The organism is Kocuria sp. LUK (assembly GCF_021012935.1).
Taxonomy (GTDB): domain Bacteria; phylum Actinomycetota; class Actinomycetes; order Actinomycetales; family Micrococcaceae; genus Kocuria; species Kocuria flava.
Genome location: NZ_JAJMZI010000001.1, coordinates 234,098 through 252,047, shown reverse-complemented (window position 1 = coordinate 252,047; position 17,950 = coordinate 234,098). Strand labels below are relative to the sequence as shown.

19 protein-coding genes are annotated in these 17,950 nt (G+C 77.0%); 14 read left to right on the top strand and 5 right to left on the bottom strand.

Features of this window, described 5'->3' with window-relative positions; all coding sequences use genetic code 11:
* The first annotated feature begins 2 nt into the window (after window positions 1-2).
* The 3 genes from LQU92_RS01140 (at window position 3) to LQU92_RS01130 (ending at window position 1,549) form a co-directional block, all read left to right on the top strand.
* Window positions 3-428 (top strand): hypothetical protein, encoded by a 426-nt coding sequence (locus LQU92_RS01140; RefSeq protein WP_230659937.1) that lies wholly within the window; start codon window positions 3-5, stop codon window positions 426-428.
* A gap of 96 nt (window positions 429-524) precedes the next feature.
* Window positions 525-821, top strand: coding sequence for a hypothetical protein (locus tag LQU92_RS01135; protein ID WP_230659934.1), 297 nt, complete (start codon window positions 525-527; stop codon window positions 819-821).
* Between the two features lie 107 nt (window positions 822-928).
* Entirely contained in the window at window positions 929-1,549 is a 621-nt protein-coding gene (locus LQU92_RS01130) for a thymidine kinase (RefSeq protein WP_230659932.1), read from the top strand.
* Here LQU92_RS01130 and LQU92_RS01125 read toward each other — a convergent pair.
* Entirely contained in the window at window positions 1,486-2,238 is a 753-nt protein-coding gene (locus LQU92_RS01125; protein WP_230659930.1) for a hypothetical protein, read from the bottom strand. The two genes, LQU92_RS01130 and LQU92_RS01125, sit on opposite strands and share 64 nt — an antisense overlap.
* Window positions 2,239-2,537: 299 nt before the next feature.
* Here LQU92_RS01125 and LQU92_RS01120 point away from each other — a divergent pair, with 299 nt between their 5' ends.
* Window positions 2,538-3,755 (top strand): CynX/NimT family MFS transporter, encoded by a 1,218-nt coding sequence (locus tag LQU92_RS01120; protein WP_101852300.1) that lies wholly within the window; start codon window positions 2,538-2,540, stop codon window positions 3,753-3,755.
* 53 nt (window positions 3,756-3,808) lie between these two features.
* Here the strand turns inward: LQU92_RS01120 and LQU92_RS01115 are convergent, their stop codons facing one another.
* Window positions 3,809-5,164 (bottom strand): hypothetical protein, encoded by a 1,356-nt coding sequence (locus LQU92_RS01115; protein WP_230659927.1) that lies wholly within the window; start codon window positions 5,162-5,164, stop codon window positions 3,809-3,811.
* Window positions 5,165-5,385: 221 nt separating this feature from the next.
* Here LQU92_RS01115 and LQU92_RS01110 point away from each other — a divergent pair, with 221 nt between their 5' ends.
* The 4 genes from LQU92_RS01110 (at window position 5,386) to LQU92_RS01095 (ending at window position 8,947) form a co-directional block, all read left to right on the top strand.
* Window positions 5,386-6,015 carry a hypothetical protein gene (locus LQU92_RS01110; RefSeq protein ID WP_101852298.1) on the top strand — a complete coding sequence of 210 codons (630 nt, stop codon included), beginning with the start codon at window positions 5,386-5,388 and terminating at the stop codon, window positions 6,013-6,015.
* Window positions 6,016-6,151: 136 nt separating this feature from the next.
* Complete coding sequence (locus tag LQU92_RS01105) at window positions 6,152-6,850, top strand: type 1 glutamine amidotransferase domain-containing protein (protein ID WP_230659924.1); 699 nt, start codon at window positions 6,152-6,154, stop codon at window positions 6,848-6,850.
* A gap of 83 nt (window positions 6,851-6,933) precedes the next feature.
* Window positions 6,934-7,677, top strand: coding sequence for an MBL fold metallo-hydrolase (locus LQU92_RS01100; RefSeq protein WP_101852297.1), 744 nt, complete (start codon window positions 6,934-6,936; stop codon window positions 7,675-7,677).
* Between the two features lie 154 nt (window positions 7,678-7,831).
* Window positions 7,832-8,947, top strand: a complete 1,116-nt coding sequence (locus LQU92_RS01095) for a glycosyltransferase family 2 protein (protein ID WP_230659921.1) — start codon at window positions 7,832-7,834, stop codon at window positions 8,945-8,947.
* Between the two features lie 83 nt (window positions 8,948-9,030).
* Here LQU92_RS01095 and LQU92_RS01090 read toward each other — a convergent pair whose 3' ends face one another.
* Complete coding sequence (locus tag LQU92_RS01090; RefSeq protein ID WP_230659920.1) at window positions 9,031-9,912, bottom strand: manganese catalase family protein; 882 nt, start codon at window positions 9,910-9,912, stop codon at window positions 9,031-9,033.
* A 207-nt stretch (window positions 9,913-10,119) separates the two neighbouring features.
* Here LQU92_RS01090 and LQU92_RS01085 point away from each other — a divergent pair, with 207 nt between their 5' ends.
* Entirely contained in the window at window positions 10,120-11,127 is a 1,008-nt protein-coding gene (locus LQU92_RS01085; RefSeq protein ID WP_058858838.1) for an NAD(P)-dependent alcohol dehydrogenase, read from the top strand.
* A 34-nt stretch (window positions 11,128-11,161) separates the two neighbouring features.
* Here the strand turns inward: LQU92_RS01085 and LQU92_RS01080 are convergent, their stop codons facing one another.
* Window positions 11,162-12,145 carry a CAP domain-containing protein gene (locus LQU92_RS01080; protein ID WP_230659916.1) on the bottom strand — a complete coding sequence of 328 codons (984 nt, stop codon included), beginning with the start codon at window positions 12,143-12,145 and terminating at the stop codon, window positions 11,162-11,164.
* Window positions 12,146-12,482: 337 nt separating this feature from the next.
* On the opposite strand from LQU92_RS01080, the gene LQU92_RS01075 reads away from it, so the two are divergent.
* Both LQU92_RS01075 and LQU92_RS01070 read left to right on the top strand, forming a co-directional pair.
* Entirely contained in the window at window positions 12,483-13,805 is a 1,323-nt protein-coding gene (locus LQU92_RS01075; RefSeq protein WP_230659913.1) for a M20/M25/M40 family metallo-hydrolase, read from the top strand.
* Between the two features lie 20 nt (window positions 13,806-13,825).
* Window positions 13,826-15,004: an acyl-CoA dehydrogenase family protein gene (locus tag LQU92_RS01070; protein WP_230659910.1), complete on the top strand. Its 1,179-nt coding sequence runs from the start codon at window positions 13,826-13,828 to the stop codon at window positions 15,002-15,004.
* Between the two features lie 15 nt (window positions 15,005-15,019).
* Here LQU92_RS01070 and LQU92_RS01065 read toward each other — a convergent pair whose 3' ends face one another.
* Window positions 15,020-15,253 (bottom strand): DUF5703 family protein, encoded by a 234-nt coding sequence (locus LQU92_RS01065; RefSeq protein ID WP_058858841.1) that lies wholly within the window; start codon window positions 15,251-15,253, stop codon window positions 15,020-15,022.
* 40 nt (window positions 15,254-15,293) lie between these two features.
* Here LQU92_RS01065 and LQU92_RS01060 point away from each other — a divergent pair, with 40 nt between their 5' ends.
* From LQU92_RS01060 to mshC, 3 genes are all read left to right on the top strand, one after another.
* Window positions 15,294-15,644 carry a hypothetical protein gene (locus LQU92_RS01060; RefSeq protein WP_058858842.1) on the top strand — a complete coding sequence of 117 codons (351 nt, stop codon included), beginning with the start codon at window positions 15,294-15,296 and terminating at the stop codon, window positions 15,642-15,644.
* Window positions 15,645-15,738: 94 nt separating this feature from the next.
* Window positions 15,739-16,569: an undecaprenyl-diphosphate phosphatase gene (locus tag LQU92_RS01055; RefSeq protein ID WP_101852294.1), complete on the top strand. Its 831-nt coding sequence runs from the start codon at window positions 15,739-15,741 to the stop codon at window positions 16,567-16,569.
* Between the two features lie 86 nt (window positions 16,570-16,655).
* A complete protein-coding gene (gene mshC / locus LQU92_RS01050) occupies window positions 16,656-17,918 on the top strand; it encodes a cysteine--1-D-myo-inosityl 2-amino-2-deoxy-alpha-D-glucopyranoside ligase (RefSeq protein WP_230659908.1) in 1,263 nt (420 codons plus the stop codon).
* Window positions 17,919-17,950: the final 32 nt, after the last annotated feature.

The following is a 17,950-nucleotide window of genomic DNA, read 5'->3' as shown; positions in this document are numbered from 1 at the left end:
CGATGAGCTCCGCGACCCCCCGTTCCCGCACCGCCGACGCCGGGACCGCCCTGCACGCCGCCGAGGAGGCCCTGCGCCGGGCCCGGCGCACCTACGCGCGCCGGCTGCTGGGCCTGGTCGCCGACGCCCTGGTCGAGCGCCACCCCGAGGCCGTGCGCCTGGACGTGCGCACGGTCGTGGACGGGCGCGAGCACGTCGCCGACGCCCTGCGCGACGCCCGGGGCGAGTACGTGTGGGGCGACCCCGGCCGCGTCGTCGTCGTGCGCGAGACCGCCGACGACGCCCTCGGAGGCCCCGTGACCGTCGCCGTCCACGACGCCCGCGATCTGGTGCTGCGGGCGCTCGAGGTCCACGACGGGCCGCTGGAGGAGCTGCTGCGCCACGACCCCGCCGACGGGACCCACTGGATGCCGCTGCGCCGCGGCTGAGCCCGGCGCCGCGGTCCGGGCCGGGCACGGGGCGGGCCCGCGATGTGGGCCGAAGGGCTCACGCGCCCGGCCCCCGCGACGGGACCATACTGGCCCATGGACACCGCCGCGCACCTCGGCACCGCGCTCGCCGGCGGGGCGCCCGCCCACGCCGCCGCGCTCCTGCACCTGCTCCTCCCGGCGCTGCTGACCGTGCTGGGGCTCCTGGCGGCGGCCGCCGCCGGCCTGGTGCTGCGGGCGCTGCTGCGCCGGGCCCGGCCCGGCGCAGCAGCGCCGGGGGCACCGGTGCTCGAGCTGGGGCTGGTCGTCGCCGCGGCCGAGGACGAGCTCGACGCCGACCCCTGGCCGCTGTACTGCCCGCCGCCCGCGCGCCCCCGGCACCGGCCCGCGTAGGATGCTCCGGGCGGAGCCCACCGGTCGGTGGCCCGCCCCCTGCCGCCCCGGAGGAAGGAGCCCCTCATGACCGCGTCCGCTGCCGGCCGCCCCCACGCGGTGCGCTGATGGCCAAGCTCTACTTCCGCCACGGGGCGATGAACTCGGGCAAGTCCACGGTCCTCATCCAGGCCGCCCACAACTACGAGGAGCGCGACCAGCGGGTGCTCGTGGCCAAGCCCGCCGTCGACGCCAAGGGCGCGGGGACCGTCGTCTCCCGGCTCGGGGAGTCCCGGCCCGTGGACCTGCTGCTGGCCCCGCAGGACGGGGTCCGCACCCGGTTCCGGGACGCGGCCCGGGCCCGGGGCCCGATGCACTGCCTGCTCGTGGACGAGGCCCAGTTCCTGGCCCCGGCCCAGGTCGACGACCTGCTGCGCATCGCGGTGCTCGACGACGTCCCCGTGCTCGCCTACGGGCTGCGCACCGACTTCCGGACCCGGCCGTTCCCGGGCGCGGCCCGGCTGCTGGCCGTGGCGCACACGGTCGAGGAGCTGCGCACGATCTGCCGCTGCGGGTCCAAGGCGATGTTCAACGCGCGCACGGCCGGGGGCGAGTTCGTCTTCGAGGGCGAGCAGGTGGCCATCGACGGCGTCGACGCCGGCTACGAGTCGCTGTGCGCCCGCTGCTACCTCGAGCGCTCCGGCGGGCGGCTGGGCGAGGACGCGGCGCCCGCGTCCCCGGCCGGCTGAGCCCGCCGGGCCCCGCGCAGCGCGGCCAGTGCCGACCAGGCCGCGCCCGCGGCCAGCAGCGCCGAGGCCAGGTGCGCCGTCCACGGGGTGCGCGCGGCGGTCTCCGCCCCGGCCCACGGGTCGCCGGGGACGTAGAGGACCGTGCCGGGCGGCACGGGCGCACGCCCGGGGATGAAGACGGGCTCGCCGGCGGCCGGCGCCGCGAGGACGGGCGCGGAGTGCTGCGGGGACGTCCGCCCGGCCGCGGGGGCGGGTTCCTGCCCGGTGGGCGGGGCGGGGGTCGCCGCGGCCCGGGCGGCCGCGGCGTCCTCCGGGTTCTCCCGCCGCTGCTCCGGCGCGCCGGCGGCCGCGGGCGGTGGGCTCGTGCCCCGGTGCCCGGTGCCGGCCGCGGGCTGCGGGTCGGCGGCGGCGGGGTCCCGGGGCTCGGCGGGGGCCTGCGGGTGCTCGGGGGCGGCGGTGGACCCGTCCCCGGGGACCGGCTCGTCCTCCGGCAGCGGCTCCGGGACGGGTGCGGGGTCCTCGTCCGTCCCCGGGGAGGGGGCGGGCTCCGGGGCGGGGGCCTCGCCCGTCGGTGCGGTCGCGGGGCCGGCGGTCTCGGCGGCCGGGGCGGGGGAGGGGGCGAGCAGGAGCAGGCCGGCCAGCGCCAGGGCGGCGGCGGGAGGCGGGGCGGTCAGCGGGCGAGCGGGCATGGCGGACTTTCTGCGCGACGCGGGGGGAGAGTCGGAGAAGACGGGGGCGGCCGCACCGGCGGCCACCGACGATCCTACGCAGGGCCGCGCCCGTCCGGGCGCGGCCGGGACACCGACCTGCCCGGATGACCTCGTGTGACCTGACCGGCCGGGCCCCGTCCCGAGGACGCCTCTCCGGGCCCGGGTGCGGGGCGCGGGCCACCGCCGGCCGCGGGATGGGCGAGGATGGACGGCGGGCCGGTGCCCGGCCCGCCGGCCGGACCGGGCACCGGCCCGCCCGCCTCCCGGAAGGTCCCCGCATGCCCGACGTCCCGCCCCCCGCTCCGCGCCCCCGGCGCCCGGTCCCGCGCGCCGGGCTGCTGCTGGTGTGCATCGGCCTGGTCGCCCTCGTGCTGCGCACCCCCATCGTCGCCGTGGCGCCGGTGCTGGGGCAGCTGCGGGACGAGCTCGGGATCACGGCCGCGCAGGCCGGGCTGCTGACGACCGTCCCCGTGCTGTGCTTCGCCGTGGCCTCCCCGCTGGCCTCCCTGGCGATCCGACGCCTGGGCGTGGAGTTCGCGATCACCGCCACGCTCGTGGGCGTGCTCGCCGGCGTGCTCGTGCGCTCCGCGGGCGGGGTGGGCGCGGCGCTGGCCGGGACCGTGGTGATCGGCCTGGCGATCACCGTCGGCAACATCGCCGTGCCGCTGCTCATCCGCCGCGACTTCCCGCCGCACCGGCACAGCGCGGCCACCGGGCTCTACACCGCGGCGCTGAACATCGGCTCGACGCTCGCGGCCGTGCTCACCGCGCCGCTGGCCGAGGCCGCCGGGTGGCGGCTCGCCCTGGCGGCCTCGGCCTCGGCCGTGCTCGCCGGGGTCGTGGTGTGGTGGCTGACCGCCGGGCGCCGGGCCGTCGTGCCGGGGGCCGTGTCCCGGCCGGCGCCGGCGGGACGGGCACCGGCCGGCGGGCGGTGGGCCGCGGCCGGGCTCGCGGCGGGCTTCTCCGGGCAGGCCTTCGCCTACTACGGGGTCACGGCGTGGCTGCCCTCGCTGCTGGGGGACACCGTGGGGATGACGGTGGTCGGGGCCGGGGCGGCGTCGTCGTTCTTCCAGGTCTTCGCGATCGCGGGCGGGCTCGGGGTACCCCTGGCCGCCCGCCGGTTCAGCACGGCCCGGGTGGCGGCCGCGATCGGGGTGCTGTGGCTGAGCCTGCCGGTCGGGCTGCTGCTGGCCCCGGCCCAGTGGTGGGCCTGGACGGCCCTGGGCGGGGTCGCCCAGGGCGGGGGGATCACCGTGATCTTCGTGGCGATCATGCAGCTGGCCCGGGACAACGCCTCGGCCGGGCGCATCTCCGCGGTCGTCCAGAGCGTCGGCTACGGCTTCGGGGCGCTGGCCCCGACCGTGGTGGGCGCCGTCCAGGCCCGCACCGGGTCCTGGACGGCGGCCCTGCTCGTCGTGCTGGCGGCCACGGCCGCCTACCTGCTGGGCACGACCCTGTCGGTGCGCGCGATCGCCCGCCGCGGGCGGGACCGCTGAGCGGCAGGGCCCCGGCCGCGGGTGCGGCCGGGGCCCTGCGGGCGGGGACGGGCTCAGCGGCGCACGACGGTGGTGCCGCCGCCGGCGCGCCACTCGATGCGCCCGCCGGTGAACTGCTGGGCGACCCCGCCGGCCGTGGCGTACTCGTCGGTGGTGGGGTAGCCCAGGCCGCGCTCGGCGCCCAGGCCGGCCCAGGCCCGGCCGATCGCCCCGAACTCCTTCACGGCGCGGGCCCCGGTGCCGGCGGACCACAGGATGCGGGTGCGCCGGCCGGCGGCGTCGAAGACCTGGGAGGCCCCGCCGGCCGCGCGCTGCTCGTCGCCGGCCGGGACGCCGAAGGCCTCCGCGTAGCCGCCGTGGCCGAAGCGCTGGCCGATGGCCCCGCCGTAGTCCACCACGCGGGCCCCTGTGCTGCGCGACCAGTAGATCGCCTTGTCGCGGCCGTCGGTGCCCGTGAAGCGCTGGTAGACGGACCCGTGCGCGGAGGCGTGCTCGGCGCTGACCGGGCGCGCCCAGGAGGTTCCGCCCAGCGCCCGCCACCGGGCGCCGATGGCCCCGGCCACCGGCCACCCGTCCACGGCGTCCTCGGTGCTCGGCGCCACGGTGCCCGGGGCCGTGCCGCGGTAGAGGCGGTCGAGGTCGTCGCCCACGAGGTCGGGCAGGTCGTAGTTGGTGTGGTGCAGCCCGGGCAGCACGACCCGGTCGGCCCGGGCGAAGCCCGCGGCCCGGTAGGCCGCGGCGCCCTTGCCGGCGGCCTCGAACGCCGACCAGTTCGCCGGCTGGGTGGCCCCGTAGCCGTCCTCGGAGCCGACGTACCAGGTGGGATCGGTGGCCCTCAGGGCCGCGTCGGGGGCCGACTCGAGACCGCCCCAGTAGACGCCGCCGCCGCCGATGAGGGTCGCCCCGCCGCCGCGGATCCAGCCGGCCCGGTCCGAGAGCGCCTCGGTGGCGATGAACTCGGCCCCGCCGGAGTAGCCGGCCAGGTGCACCCGGGTCGCGTCGGCGCGCTGGTCGGCCATGACCTCGGCGGCGAGGGCGCGGAACCAGTCGCCGACGGCCTCGCTGTTGGCGGTCCACGACCGGTTCGCCGGCGCCACGGGCACCACGAGCACCATGTTGCGCGCCGCCGCGCGGGCGGCCATGGTGCGCAGCATCGTGGTGGTCGGCCGCTGGGCGTAGTACTGGCCGTCGCCGTCGAAGTAGAAGACGACGCCGACGGGCTTCGAGCGGTCGACCCCTGCGTCGTAGACGTGGTACGGGGAGGTGATCCCGGCGGCGGAGAAGGAGGTGTTGGCCGAGTCGGCGGCGGCCGGGGCGGTGGTGCCCACGGCCAGGGTGGCGGCCAGCGCCCCGGCGACCAGGGCGGAGCGCAGGGCGCGCGAGGGCAGGGCGGAGGACAGCAGTGTCATGGGGACCTCTGGGGGGAAAGAGGGCAGGGGGGACGTCGGCCGGACAGCCCGTCCGGCGACGCGCCCACTGTATTGCATTAGCAAACTCCGGCGCCGGATGTGACGGTCCCGTGACCTGCGGCGTGTTCCGCCGCCGCCCCGGGCCCGTGCGCCGGGGCCCGTGCGCCGGGGCCCGCGGGATCCTAGGCTGGGGGCACCGGCCGCCGGAGGGAGGAGTCGCCGTGGGGAACGCGCAGCACCGGGAGGACCCGCCCGCACCACCCGGGCGGCCGCGGCTGCCCGGGCTGATCGGGCTGCACGGGCGCAAGCAGGCCGGCAAGGACACCGCCGGGGCGCGGCTGGTCGACGCCCACGGCTACACCCGGGTCGCCTTCGCCGACCCCCTGCGCCAGTTCCTCGAGCGCCTGGACCCCCTCGTGGGCTGCCGCGACGGCGCCGGGCTGCGCCTGTCCGAGGTGCTCGCCGCCGCGCAGGGGCGGTGGGACCGGCTCAAGGACGAGGCCCACGACCCCGTGCACCGGGAGATCCGGGTGCTGCTCCAGCGCCTGGGCAGCGAGGCCGGCAAGACGGTCCTCGGCGAGACCGTCTGGGCCGACACGGGCCTGGCCGCCGCCCGCCGCGCCGGCGGGCCCGTGGTCTTCACCGACGTCCGCTTCGACGTCGAGGCCGAGGCCATCGTGGCCGCCGGTGGCCGGGTGGTGCACATCGTGCGCCCCGGCGCCGGTGGACCGGCCGACCCCCACCCCTCGGAGGCCGGGATCGACCCCCGGTGGATCGCGGCCACCGTGGTCAACGACGGCACCGTCGAGCAGCTGCACGCGCGCATCGACGCCCTCGTCGCCGGGGGCTGAGCCCGCCGCCCCGGAATATCCCGCCCGCGTCCCTGGTTGCGGCGGACACGAACGGGCCCGCCCGGTCCCACCGCCGGACGGGCCCCGCCGCGGCGACCGCCGCGGCGGTCCCGACCTCCCCGTAAGGAGCACCCCCGTGGCACGCGTGCTGATGATCGTCTCCGCCGCCGACTCCCTGACCATGCGCGACGGCACCGAGCACCCGACCGGCTTCTGGGCCGAGGAGCTCGTCGTCGCCCACCGCGTCCTGCGCGAGGCCGGCCACGACGTCGACGTCGCCACCCCCGGCGGGCGGCGCCCGACCGTCGACCGCGCCTCCCTCGAGCCCGACGCGGCCGGGGGAGCGGAGCGCGCCCAGCAGTTCCGGGACTACCTCGCCGGGATCGACACCGAGCTCTCCGCGCCGCTGGTGCTCTCCGAGCTCGACGCCGCCGACTACGACGCCCTCGTGCTCCCCGGCGGCCACGGCCCCATGGCCGACCTCGCCCACGACCCCTCCCTCGGCCGGCTGCTCGCCGCCGCCGACCGCGCCGGCACCCTCATCGCCCCCTTCTGCCACGGCCCCGCGGGCCTGCTGGCCGCCCAGGACGACGGCGCCTTCCTCTTCGCCACCCGCCGGATGACCGTGTTCAGCAACGAGGAGGAGCTCGGCGGCGGCACCGGGGAGAACACCCCCTGGTTCGTCGAGACCGTCCTGCGCGAGAAGGGCGCCGTGGTCGAGACCGGCCCCGCCTGGGCCCCGCACGTGATCCGCGACGCCAACCTCGTCACCGGCCAGAACCCCCAGTCCAGCCAGGCTGTGGCCGAGGTCGTCGCCGAGGCCCTCGCCGGGTAGCCCCGCGGCCCCGCCCGCCCGGCCCCGGCCGGGCGGGCGGGTAGGCTCGGCCCCACGCACCGGAGCCGACCACGAGGAGCACCATGTTCACCCGAGCAGTCGCCGACGGCGTCCACCGCCTCACCCGCGCCCACGTCAACTGCTACCTGGTCGAGGACGACGACGGCCTGACGCTGGTCGACGCCGGGCTGCCCAGCATGTGGCCCCTGCTCCAGGACGCCCTGGACGAGCTCGGCCGCACCCCCGCCGACGTGAAGGCCCTGCTGCTCACCCACGCCCACTTCGACCACGTCGGCTTCGCCCGCCGCGCCGAGGACGAGTGGGACCTGCCCGTCCACGGCCACCCCGCCGACGCCCGCCTGGCCGCCCACCCCTACCGCTACCGGCCCGAGCGCAACCGCTTCCTCTACCCCCTGACCCACCCGCGGTCCCTGCCCCTGCTCGCCCGCATGGCCGGGGCCGGGGCCCTCACCGTCAGGGGAGTGCGCCGGCTGCGGCCCCTCGACACCGGCGGGCCGGTGCCCGTGCCCGGAGGCCCCGTCGTCGTGCACACCCCCGGCCACACCGACGGCCACGTCGTCCTCGACCTGCCCGGGCGCTCCACCGTGCTCAGCGGCGACGCCCTCGTCACCCTCGACCCCTACACCGGCCGCCGCGGCCCCCAGATCGTCGCCTCGGCCGCCACCAAGGACACCGCCACCGCGCTCGCCTCCCTCGACGCCGTGGCCGCCACCGGCGCCGGGACCGTGCTGCCGGGCCACGGCGAGCGCTGGACCCAGGGGGCCGAGGCGGCCGCCCGCCACGCCCGGGCCGTCGGCGCGCACTGAGCCGGCGGTCCTCCGGCCGCTGCCGGGCCGCCGCCGGGCGCACCGGGGGTGCGCGCCCCGGCCTGCGGCGCCGCGGCCGGGCCCGGGCGCGGGGTAGACCCGGGGAGGGACCGGGCACCCGGCCCCGTCGCCCCGCCGCCGGAGGAGCCGCCCCGTGGACCAGCCCGTCACCGCGCCGGCGGACCCCGGCCGCCCGGCCCCGCCCCGCACCGCCGCGGTCCGTCGACCGGACCCGGCGGCGCCCGGGATGCTGCGCGGGGTGCGGTACGTGCTGCCCCTGCGGTGGTCGCAGGACGCGGGGCTGGCGGAGCTGGCCGCCTACCTGGAGCAGGTCGTGCAGTGGCTGCCGGTCACGGTGGTCGACGGCTCCGCCCCGGAGCGGCGGGCCGCCCACCGCCGGGCGTTCCCGGCGGCGGTCGAGCACGTGGTGCCCGACCCGTGGCCGGGGCGCAACGGGAAGGTCGCCGGGGTGATGACCGGGATCCGCCGGGCGCGCGAGGAGCGGATCGTGCTCGCCGACGACGACGTGCGCCACACCCGGGCGAGCCTGGAGCGGATCGCGGCCCTGCTGGAGGAGGCGGAGGCCGTGCGACCGCAGAACTACTACCTCGAGCTGCCCTGGCAGGCCCGCTGGGACACCGGGCGCACGCTGCTCGCCCGCGCCCTCGGCGGGGACCACCCGGGCACCCTGGGGGTGCGCCGCTCGGTGCTGCTGGGCGCCGGGGGCTACGACGGCGACGTCCTGTTCGAGAACCTCGAGCTGATCCGCACCGTGCGCGCCGCCGGCGGGCGGGAGCGGGTGGCCCTGGACGTGCTGGTGGGCCGGGTCCCCCCGGACGTAGCCCACTTCCGCGGCCAGCGGGTGCGCCAGGCCTACGACGACCTCGCCCAGCCGGCCCGGCTGCTCGCGGAGCTGTCCCTGCTGCCCGTGCTGTGCTGGGCGGCGCGGCGGCCGGTGCGCCTGGCGGTGGGGGCGGGGACCGTGTGCGCCCTGGCCGAGGCCGGCCGGCGGCGGGCCGGGGGACGGGCCGTCTATCCGGCCACGTCCGCGGCGTGGGCGCCGCTGTGGGTGCTGGAGCGCTCCGTGTGCGTGTGGGCGGCCGTGCTCGCCCGCTGCCGCGGCGGGGTGCCCTACGCCGGTGCCCGCCTGCGCACCGCCGGGCACTCCACGGCCCGGCTGCGGCGGCGGCTGCGGGCGGGCGCCGGTCCCGCCGGCCCCGAGCAGGGGAGCCCTGGGACCGGCGGCGCCGGGACCGGAAGCCCTGGGTAGGGGAGTCCTGGGCACGGAGGTCGTGGGCACGGGGGCAGGCCCCCGCCGGGGGCGGGGGCCTGCGGTGAAGCACACCGTGCGCGCTACTCCTTCCTGAGCTTGTCCTGGATCGCCCCGGCGGCCTTCTCCTTGAGGTTGGACTGCTCGGTGGTGCCGTAGAACCGGGCGTCCGGGTGGGTGGGCGGGGGCATCGGCACCCCGGCCATGGGCCGGTCCCGGTAGCCGAACTCGCCCTTGCCGTCCGGGCTCGGCCCGGAGGCCCAGGAGCCCTCGGCGGCGGCGGCACCGTCGGAGAAGTTGTAGTAGTCGTAGGAGAAGTCGGTGGCCTCCTTGGCCTGCGGGAAGTTGGAGGGCACCGGCATCCGCTCCAGCCCGTCCTCCTGCAGCTCGCGCACCGCGGCCATCCACTGGTTCTGGTGCATGGTGTCGCGGGCCAGCAGGAAGGACAGCATGTCCCGGATGCCCTTGTCGTCGGTCATGTGGTAGAGCCTCGCGACCTGGGTGCGGCCCTGCATCTCGGCGTTGACGTTGGCGGTCATGTCCGCCAGCAGGTTCCCGGAGGCGGTGACGTAGGACCCGGACCAGGGGTTGCCCATCGAGTCCACCGGCCGGGCCCCCGCCCCGGCGACGATCGCGTGCTGGAGGTCGGTGCCGCCGATCACGGCCGCGACCGCCGGATCTCCCTGGACGGCGTCCTCGGTGATGCCCAGCGGGGCCTTCTCCAGCAGCTGGGCGACCATGGTCGCCAGCATCTCGATGTGGCCGAACTCCTCGGCGGCGGTGCCGAAGAGCAGGTCCCGGTACTTGCCGGGGATGTGGGCGTTCCAGGCCTGGAAGCTGTACTGCATCGCCACGGTGATCTCCCCGTACTGCCCGCCGATCACCTCCTGGAGCTTGCGGGCGTAGACCGCGTCGGGGGCCTCCGGGGTGGCCCGGTACTGCAGGGTCTGACTGTGCGTGAACATGCGTCTCCTCCGTGTCGTCGCCGTGGGGCCCTGCCGCACCGGGCGCGGGCCCGGTCCGGCGCAGGTGAGGCCACCCTAACCGCGACCCGGGGGAATGGGAAGTGTGCTGACGGATCGTGGCGCTGCGGCTACACTGGGCACGGCGGAGCACCCGGGGCCCCCGGCGCCCGGCCGCCGGTCCCGACCCCCACCCCTCCAGGAGCACCCGTGCAGCAGCTCGCCCTCGCCGCCCCCGGCGGCCTCGACCGCCTCGCCCTCCAGGACGCCCCCGACCCCGGCGCCCCCGGTCCCGGGCAGGTGCGGGTGCGCGTGCGGGCGAGCTCCCTGAACTACCACGACTACGTGGTCGTCACGGGGGCGAGCCCGGCCGCCGACGGGCGGATCCCGCTGGCCGACGGCGCCGGCGTCGTCGAGGCCGTCGGGGAGGGGGTCGAGGAGTTCGCGGTGGGCGAGACCGTGGTCTCCTGCTTCTTCCCGCACTGGCAGGACGGCCCGCCGGTGGACGGCGACTTCCGCCGCGTGCCCGGCGACGGCCTCGACGGCTACGCCCGCGAGGTGGTCGTGCGTCCCGCCACGTGGTTCACCCGCGCCCCCGCCGGGTGGAGCGCCGCCGAGGCCGCGACCATCACCACGGCCGGGCTCACCGCCTGGCGCGCGCTCGTGGTGGACGGCGGGCTGCGGGCCGGGGACGTGGTGCTGACCCTGGGCACCGGCGGGGTCTCGGTCTACGCCGCGCAGCTGGCCAAGCGGCTGGGGGCCACCGTCATCGCGACCTCGTCCTCGGACGCCAAGCTCGAGCGGATCCGGGCCCTCGGGGCGGACCACACGATCAACTACCGGGAGGACCCCTCGTGGGGGCGCACCGTCCTGGAGCTGACCGGCGGGCGCGGGGCCGACCACGTCGTGGAGGTCGGCGGGCCGGGCACGCTGCCCCAGTCGGTGCGCGCGGTGCGCATCGGCGGGCACATCGCCCTCATCGGGGTGCTCACCGGCGCCGCCGGGGAGGTGCCCACGGCCCTGCTGATGGCCAAGCAGGCCCGCCTGCAGGGGCTGATCGTGGGCAGCCGCCGGCACCAGGCCGACTTCGTGCGCGCCCTCGAGACGACGGGGCTGCGCCCGGTGCTGGACCGCAGCTTCGGGCTGGCGGAGACCGCCGAGGCCTTCCGCCACCAGGAGTCCGGGGCGCACTTCGGCAAGATCGTCGTCGAGCTGTGAGCGCCCGGGCCCCGGCGGGGCCCGGGCGGAGGGCTCAGCGGGTCGCCCAGGTGGCCCCGGTGGCCGGGGACCAGTGCAGGACGTGGCCGGAGGCGAAGCGCTGCTGGACCTCCGCGCCCACCCGCACCTCGTCGGTGACGGGGTAGCCGTAGCCGTGCTCGCGCCCGGCGGCGATCCAGGCCTGGCCGATCGCCCCGTGGTTGGCCACCGCGTGCGAGCCCAGGCCGGGGGCCCAGTAGACGGTCGTGATGCGGCCCGCGAGCGCGAACTCCTGGTAGCACCCGCCGCCGGCCAGGCCGCAGCGCTCCGGGGTGATCGGCTCGCCCAGCGCGGTGCGCCCGCCGAGGCGGGCCCAGTGCTCGCCGATCGCCCCGCCCACGGCGTGCCCGCCGGAGGTCGGGGCCAGGGCGGCGGGGGCCGCCCCGACGCGGTCGGCGGCGTCGGCCGGGGCCCCGCCGCGGGCGTACTCGTAGAGGTTGACGGTGGCCAGCACCTGCCAGGGCTTGCCGGTGCTCTCGAGGCGGCCGTCGGCGTAGGTCAGCCCGATGCCGATGACCTGGTGGCGGGGGTCCTTGATGGCCTTGTCGTGGGCGGCGGAGGTGGTCCACCACTTCACGAGCGCGCGCACGTCGCGGTGGTGCTCGAGGGCGATGACCTCGTTGGCCTTCGTGTAGGGGCCGGTGCGCGGGTCGGTGAGGAAGGCCGTGCCGTGGGAGAACTGCTCGGCGGCGACCTGGCGGTCGGACTCCTGCTGGACGATCCGCGACAGGGTCGCGGAGTAGCGCACCGGCGGGGCGCCGTGGGCGGCCCGGTACCGGTTGATCTCCTCGAGCATCACCTGCGCGTCGGCCTGGCGCTGGGCGGGGCCGACCTCGACGATGTCCCGGGCCGCGGCCTGGGCGGGCGGGGCGGCGGCGAGGGAGGCGGTCGCGAGGCCCGCGAGGCCGAGGCCGGTGGAGAGGGCAAGGGCCGTGAGCCGGCCGGGACGGCGCGCGGGAGCGCAGCGGTGCTTCGCCATGGGTGTTCTGCTTCCTGGTCTGTCGGCACGCGCGGACGGAGGGGGGAACCGCGCGCCGGGGGGCTTGCGCCGGCCGGGTGGCCGGCGGGACAGAGGAGGGCCGGGGAAGGGGCCCGCTGGGCTGGGGAAGACGCCCTGGGTGCTGGTGCAATCAGATGCTGACACACATAGTTGCCGAATCGTGACATGACCAGGGCGGACGCGTGTCGCGCCGGCGGGGCGATAGGCTGGCAGGGCCCGTCCGGGCCCGCACCGCCGCCTCCGTCCGGGCGCCCGCGCCTGCGCCCGCGCCGCACCGCCGCCGCACCGTCCGCCCGCCCGCCCCAGGAAGGACCCCATGACCGACCACCGCAGCGCCGCCGCCTCCACGCCCGAGGGCGAGACCGTGGAGATCTGCCGCAACCTCATCCGGATCGACACCTCGAACTTCGGCAGCGGCGACGCCCGCGGGGAGCGCCGCGCCGCGGAGTACGTGGCCGGGCTGATCGAGGAGGTCGGGGTCCCCACCACGCTGCTGGAGTCCGCCCCGGGCCGGGCCAACGTCTTCGCCCGGATCGAGGGCACCGACCCCTCGGCCGACGCCCTGCTCGTGCACGGGCACCTCGACGTGGTCCCGGCCATCGCCGCGGACTGGTCGGTGGACCCCTTCGGCGGGGAGCTCAGGGACGGGATGATCTGGGGCCGCGGCGCCGTGGACATGAAGGACATGGACGCGATGATGATCTCCGTGCTGCGCCACATGGTGCGCACCGGCGAGCGCCCCCGGCGCGACATCGTCTTCGGCTTCTTCGCCGACGAGGAGGCCGGGATGGTCTACGGCTCCCACTGGATCGCCGAGCACCACCGGCACCTCTTCGACGGGGTCACCGACGCCATCAGCGAGGTCGGCGGGTACTCGGCGACCATCGGCGGGCAGCGGGCCTACCTGCTGCAGACCGCGGAGAAGGGCCTGATGTGGCTGCGGCTGCACGCCCGCGGCACCGCCGGGCACGGCTCCCAGCTCAACGACGACAACCCCGTCACCCGCCTCTCCCGGGCGCTGGCCGACATCGGCTCCTACCGGTGGCCGATCGAGCTGACCAAGACCACCCGGGCGTTCCTCGACGGGGTCACCGAGCTCACCGGCGTGGAGTTCGACCCCCAGGACCCGCAGCGGCTGCTGCGCGAGCTCGGCTCGGTGGCCCGCTTCGTCGGGGCGACCCTGCAGACCACCGCCAACCCGACGATGCTCGAGGCCGGGTACAAGGTCAACGTGGTCCCCGGCTCCGCCGAGGCCGGCCTCGACGTGCGCTACCTGCCCGAGCAGCGCGAGGTCGTGCTGGCCAAGCTGCAGGAGCTCGCGGGGGAGGGCGTGGAGTTCTCCTTCGAGTCCGACGACATCGCCCTGGAGGTGCCCTTCTCCGGGACGGTGGTCGACGCGATGGTCGACGCCCTGCACGCCGAGGACCCCGGGGCGGTCGTGCTGCCCTACATGCTCTCCGGCGGCACCGACAACAAGTCCCTGGACCCGCTGGGGATCACCGGCTACGGGTTCGTCCCGCTGCGCCTGCCCGACGAGCTGGACTTCCCGGCCATGTTCCACGGGGTCGACGAGCGGGTGCCCACCGACTCCCTCGAGTTCGGCTCCCGGGTCCTGCACCGGCTGCTCGCCTCGTACTGACCACCCGACGGAGGAGACCCGTGCCCGACGACGACGCCCTGCTGGACCGGCTGCTGCCCGAGCAGCTGCTCACCACGCTGCGCGGCCGGGCCGCCGGCTACGACCGCGAGAACCGCTTCTTCACCGAGGACCTGGCCGACCTCGTGGCCACCGGCTACCCGCTGCTGCTCGTCCCCCGCGAGCACGGCGGGGCCGGGGCCGACCTCCGGCAGGCCGTGGCCGCCCAGCGGCGCCTGGCCGCCGCCGCCCCGGCCACCGCCCTGGGGATCAACATGCACCACGTGGTCATGGGGATGGCCCGCACCCTGCACCAGCGCGGGGACCGGCGCGCCGAGCACCTGTTCGCCCAGGCCGCCGCCGGCGAGCTGTTCGCCTTCGGCATCTCCGAGGCCGGCAACGACGCGGTGCTCTTCGACGCCGCCACCGAGGCCGTGACCGACGGGGACGGCTACCGGCTCAGCGGCACGAAGATCTTCACCTCCCTCTCCCCGGCCTGGACCCGGCTGCTCGTCCACGCCCGCGAGACCGCCGCCGAGCGCAACCCCCTGGTCTTCGGGCTGCTCGAGCGCGACGCGGAGGGCATCGAGGTCCGCCAGGACTGGGACACCCTGGGCATGCGCGCCTCCCAGTCGTGCACCACCGTGCTGGAGGGCGCCCCGCTGCGCCCCGAGCACGTGCTCACCCGCACCCCCGCGGCCCCCAACGCCGACCCCGTGGTGTGGGGGATCTTCGGGTGCTTCGAGCTGCTGCTGGCCGCCGTCTACACCGGCCTCGCCGACCGGGCGATCGAGGTCGCGGCCGGGATCGCCGCCACCCGGCGCTCGCGGTCGGCGCAGGCCCCGTACGCGCAGGACCCGGACATCCGGTGGCAGCTGGCCGAGGCGGTGATCGTGCGCGACGGGATCGAGCTGCAGCTGGACCGGCTCGCCGCCGACGTCGACGCCCTGGGCACCCCGGCGGAGCCCGCCCACGGGGCGCGGTGGTTCCTGCTGTTCTCCGGGCTCAAGCACCGGGCGACCGAGGCGGCGCGCCGGGTCGTGGACCTGGCCGTGCGCTCCTCCGGGGGCGGGCAGTACTTCCGCGGCTCGGAGCTCGAGCGGCTCTACCGCGACGTGCTGGCCGGGATCTACCACCCCTCCGACAGCGAGTCGGTGCACGCGGCGACCGCGCGGGCCCTGCTGGGCCCGGCCGCGGGCTGAGCCCCGTCCGGGGCCTCAGGCCGTGCGGCGCACCCGCATCACGCGCCGGCGCAGCCAGTACTTGCGGGCCCCGCCGTAGAGCTGCACCGAGCGGGTCAGCTCCCACTTGCCGTACTCGGCGTGCTCGCTCAGCCGGGCCCGGGCCTCGCCCACCCGCTCGTGCGGGGCGACGGTGAGCAGGAGGTACTCGTAGCGCTGGTCGGCGTCCGGGACCGGGGGCGCCTGCGCGGTGCGGACTTGTTCTCTCATCGGTCCCCATTCTGCACGGAATGGCGCTAACGTCTACCTCATGAGCAACGACCCTCGTGCCGCGCTGCAGACCCTCGTGAGTGCCTTCGAAGAACACCTCGCCGCCGCCGCCAACCGCCGCGGCGACGACGACCCGGCCGTGGACGGCGCCTACCTGGCCATCGCCGACGCCTTCGACGCCTACGAGGAGGCCCTCTACGAGGCCTACGACGAGGTCACGCCCCTGACGGTCTTCGCCGAGGAGGAGGACGACGACCTCGACGACGAGGACGACGACGAGGACCCGGACGAGGAGCTGCTGGAGGACAACGAGATGCTCGACGACGACCTCGTCGACGAGGAGGACTACGAGGACCTCGGGGAGGACGGCGCCGCCCGCGCCCGCCGCTGAGGGCCCCCGCCTCCCGCCGGTCCCCGTCCCGGCCCCGCACCGGGGCGTGTCCGCGGGGCCCGGACGGCGGTGCCCGGTGCCGTAGGGTGGCCGGGTGAACTGGATCGAAAGCATCATCCTGGGCCTCGTGCAGGGCCTGACGGAGTTCCTCCCGGTCTCCTCCTCGGCGCACCTGCGCATCGTGGGGGAGTTTCTGCCCAACAGCGCCGACCCGGGCGCGGCCTTCACCGCGATCACCCAGCTGGGCACCGAGACCGCGGTGGTGATCTACTTCTGGCGCGACATCGTGCGGATCCTGCGGCAGTGGGGCCTGTCGCTGGCCGGACGGGTGCCCCGCTCGGACCCCGACGCCCGGATGGGCTGGCTGATCATCCTGGGCTCGCTGCCCATCGGCGTGCTCGGGCTGCTGTTCGAGGACTGGATCGACACCGAGTTCCGGTCGCTGTGGATCACCGCCACGATGCTCGTGGTCTTCGGCGTGTTCCTGGCGGTGGCCGACCGCGTCGGGCGCCAGCACCGCCACCTCGACGACCTCACCGTCCGCCACGGCGTGCTCTACGGGCTGGCCCAGGCCCTCGCGCTGATCCCCGGGGTCTCCCGCTCGGGCGGGACGATCACCGCCGGGCTGCTGATGGGATACACCCGCGAGGCGGCCGCCCGCTACGCCTTCCTGCTGGCCATCCCGGCGGTCTTCGCCTCCGGGCTCTACAAGCTGGCCACCACGGTCGGGGAACCGCAGGCGGGCCCCTACGGCACCGCCGAGACGCTGCTGGCCACCGGGGTGGCCTTCGCGGTCGCCTACGTGATCATCGGCTGGTTCATGCACTACATCTCCAACCGCAGCTACACCCTGTTCGTGTGGTACCGCATCGCGGTGGGCCTGGTCCTGTTCGTGCTGCTGGGCCTGGGCCTGATCAGCGCCTGACCGGGGGACGAGGGCCGGGCGGTCTCCGGTAGGTTGGGGGAGGCCGTGCGCGGCCCCGTCCCCGAACCCCTTCCCACGAGGTGAGCATGAGAGCCTGGTCCGCCCGTCCCGTCCCCGACCTGCCCGGCGAGGCACCCCTGCCGGTCGTGCAGGACACCCGGCTGCGGCGGGCCGTCGCGCTGCCGCGCCAGGAGCGGGCGAGCCTGTACGTGTGCGGGATCACCCCCTACGACGCCACGCACATGGGTCACGCGGCCACCTACGTGGCCTTCGACCTGCTGCACCGGGCCTGGCTCGACGCCGGCACCCCGGTCGACTACGTCCAGAACGTCACCGACGTCGACGACCCCCTGCTCGAGCGCGCCGCCGCGACCGGGGCGGACTGGCGGGAGCTGGCCGCCGAGCAGACGGAGCTGTTCCGCACGGACATGGCCGCCCTCAACGTCCTGCCGCCCCAGCACTACGTGGGGGCCACCGAGTCCGTGGCGTGGATCGTGCCGGCCGTCGAGCAGCTGCTCGAGCGCGGGACGGCCTACCGGGTCCCCGGCACCGGCGGGGAGCCCGACGGCGACGTCTACTTCGACGTGGAGGCCGCCGGCGGGCAGGCGTGGACGCTGGGGGAGATCTCCGGGCTGGACGCCGAGCAGATGCTGCCGCTGTTCGCCGAGCGCGGCGGGGACCCCGAGCGGCCGGGCAAGCGCCACCGGCTGGACCCGCTGCTGTGGCGGGCCGCCCGGGACGGGGAGCCCTCCTGGGACGGCGGCGGGCTCGGGCCGGGCCGGCCCGGCTGGCACATCGAGTGCTCCCTGATCGCCCTGCACCACCTGCCCGCCCCCTTCACCGTCCAGGGCGGGGGCTCCGACCTCGTCTTCCCCCACCACGAGATGGGCGCGGGGCACTGCTCGGCCCTGACCGGCCGGCCCATGGCCGAGCACTTCCTGCACACCGGCATGGTCGGGCTCGAGGGCGAGAAGATGTCGAAGTCGCGCGGGAACCTGGTGCTCGTCTCCCGGCTGCGCGCCGAGGGCGTGGAGCCGGCGGCGATCCGCACCGCGATCCTCGCCCACCGCTACCGCAAGGACTGGTCCTGGACCGCCCTGGGCCTGGCCACCGCCGTCGCCCGCCTCGACACCTGGCGCCGCGCCCTGGGCGTGGCCCCGGCCGGGTCCGCGGCCCCGCTGCTGGAGCGGGTGCGCGCCGCCCTGGCCGAGGACCTCGACGCCCCGGCGGCGCTGGCGGCCCTGGACGACTGGGCCGCGGCCGCCCTCACCGGCACCGCCCGGGCCTCGGCCGAGGACGCCGAGCTGGTGCGCGCGCTCGTGGAGGCCCGGCTGGGCATCGTGCTCTGAGACCCGCGCCGGGCCCGGCGGGGATCCCCGCC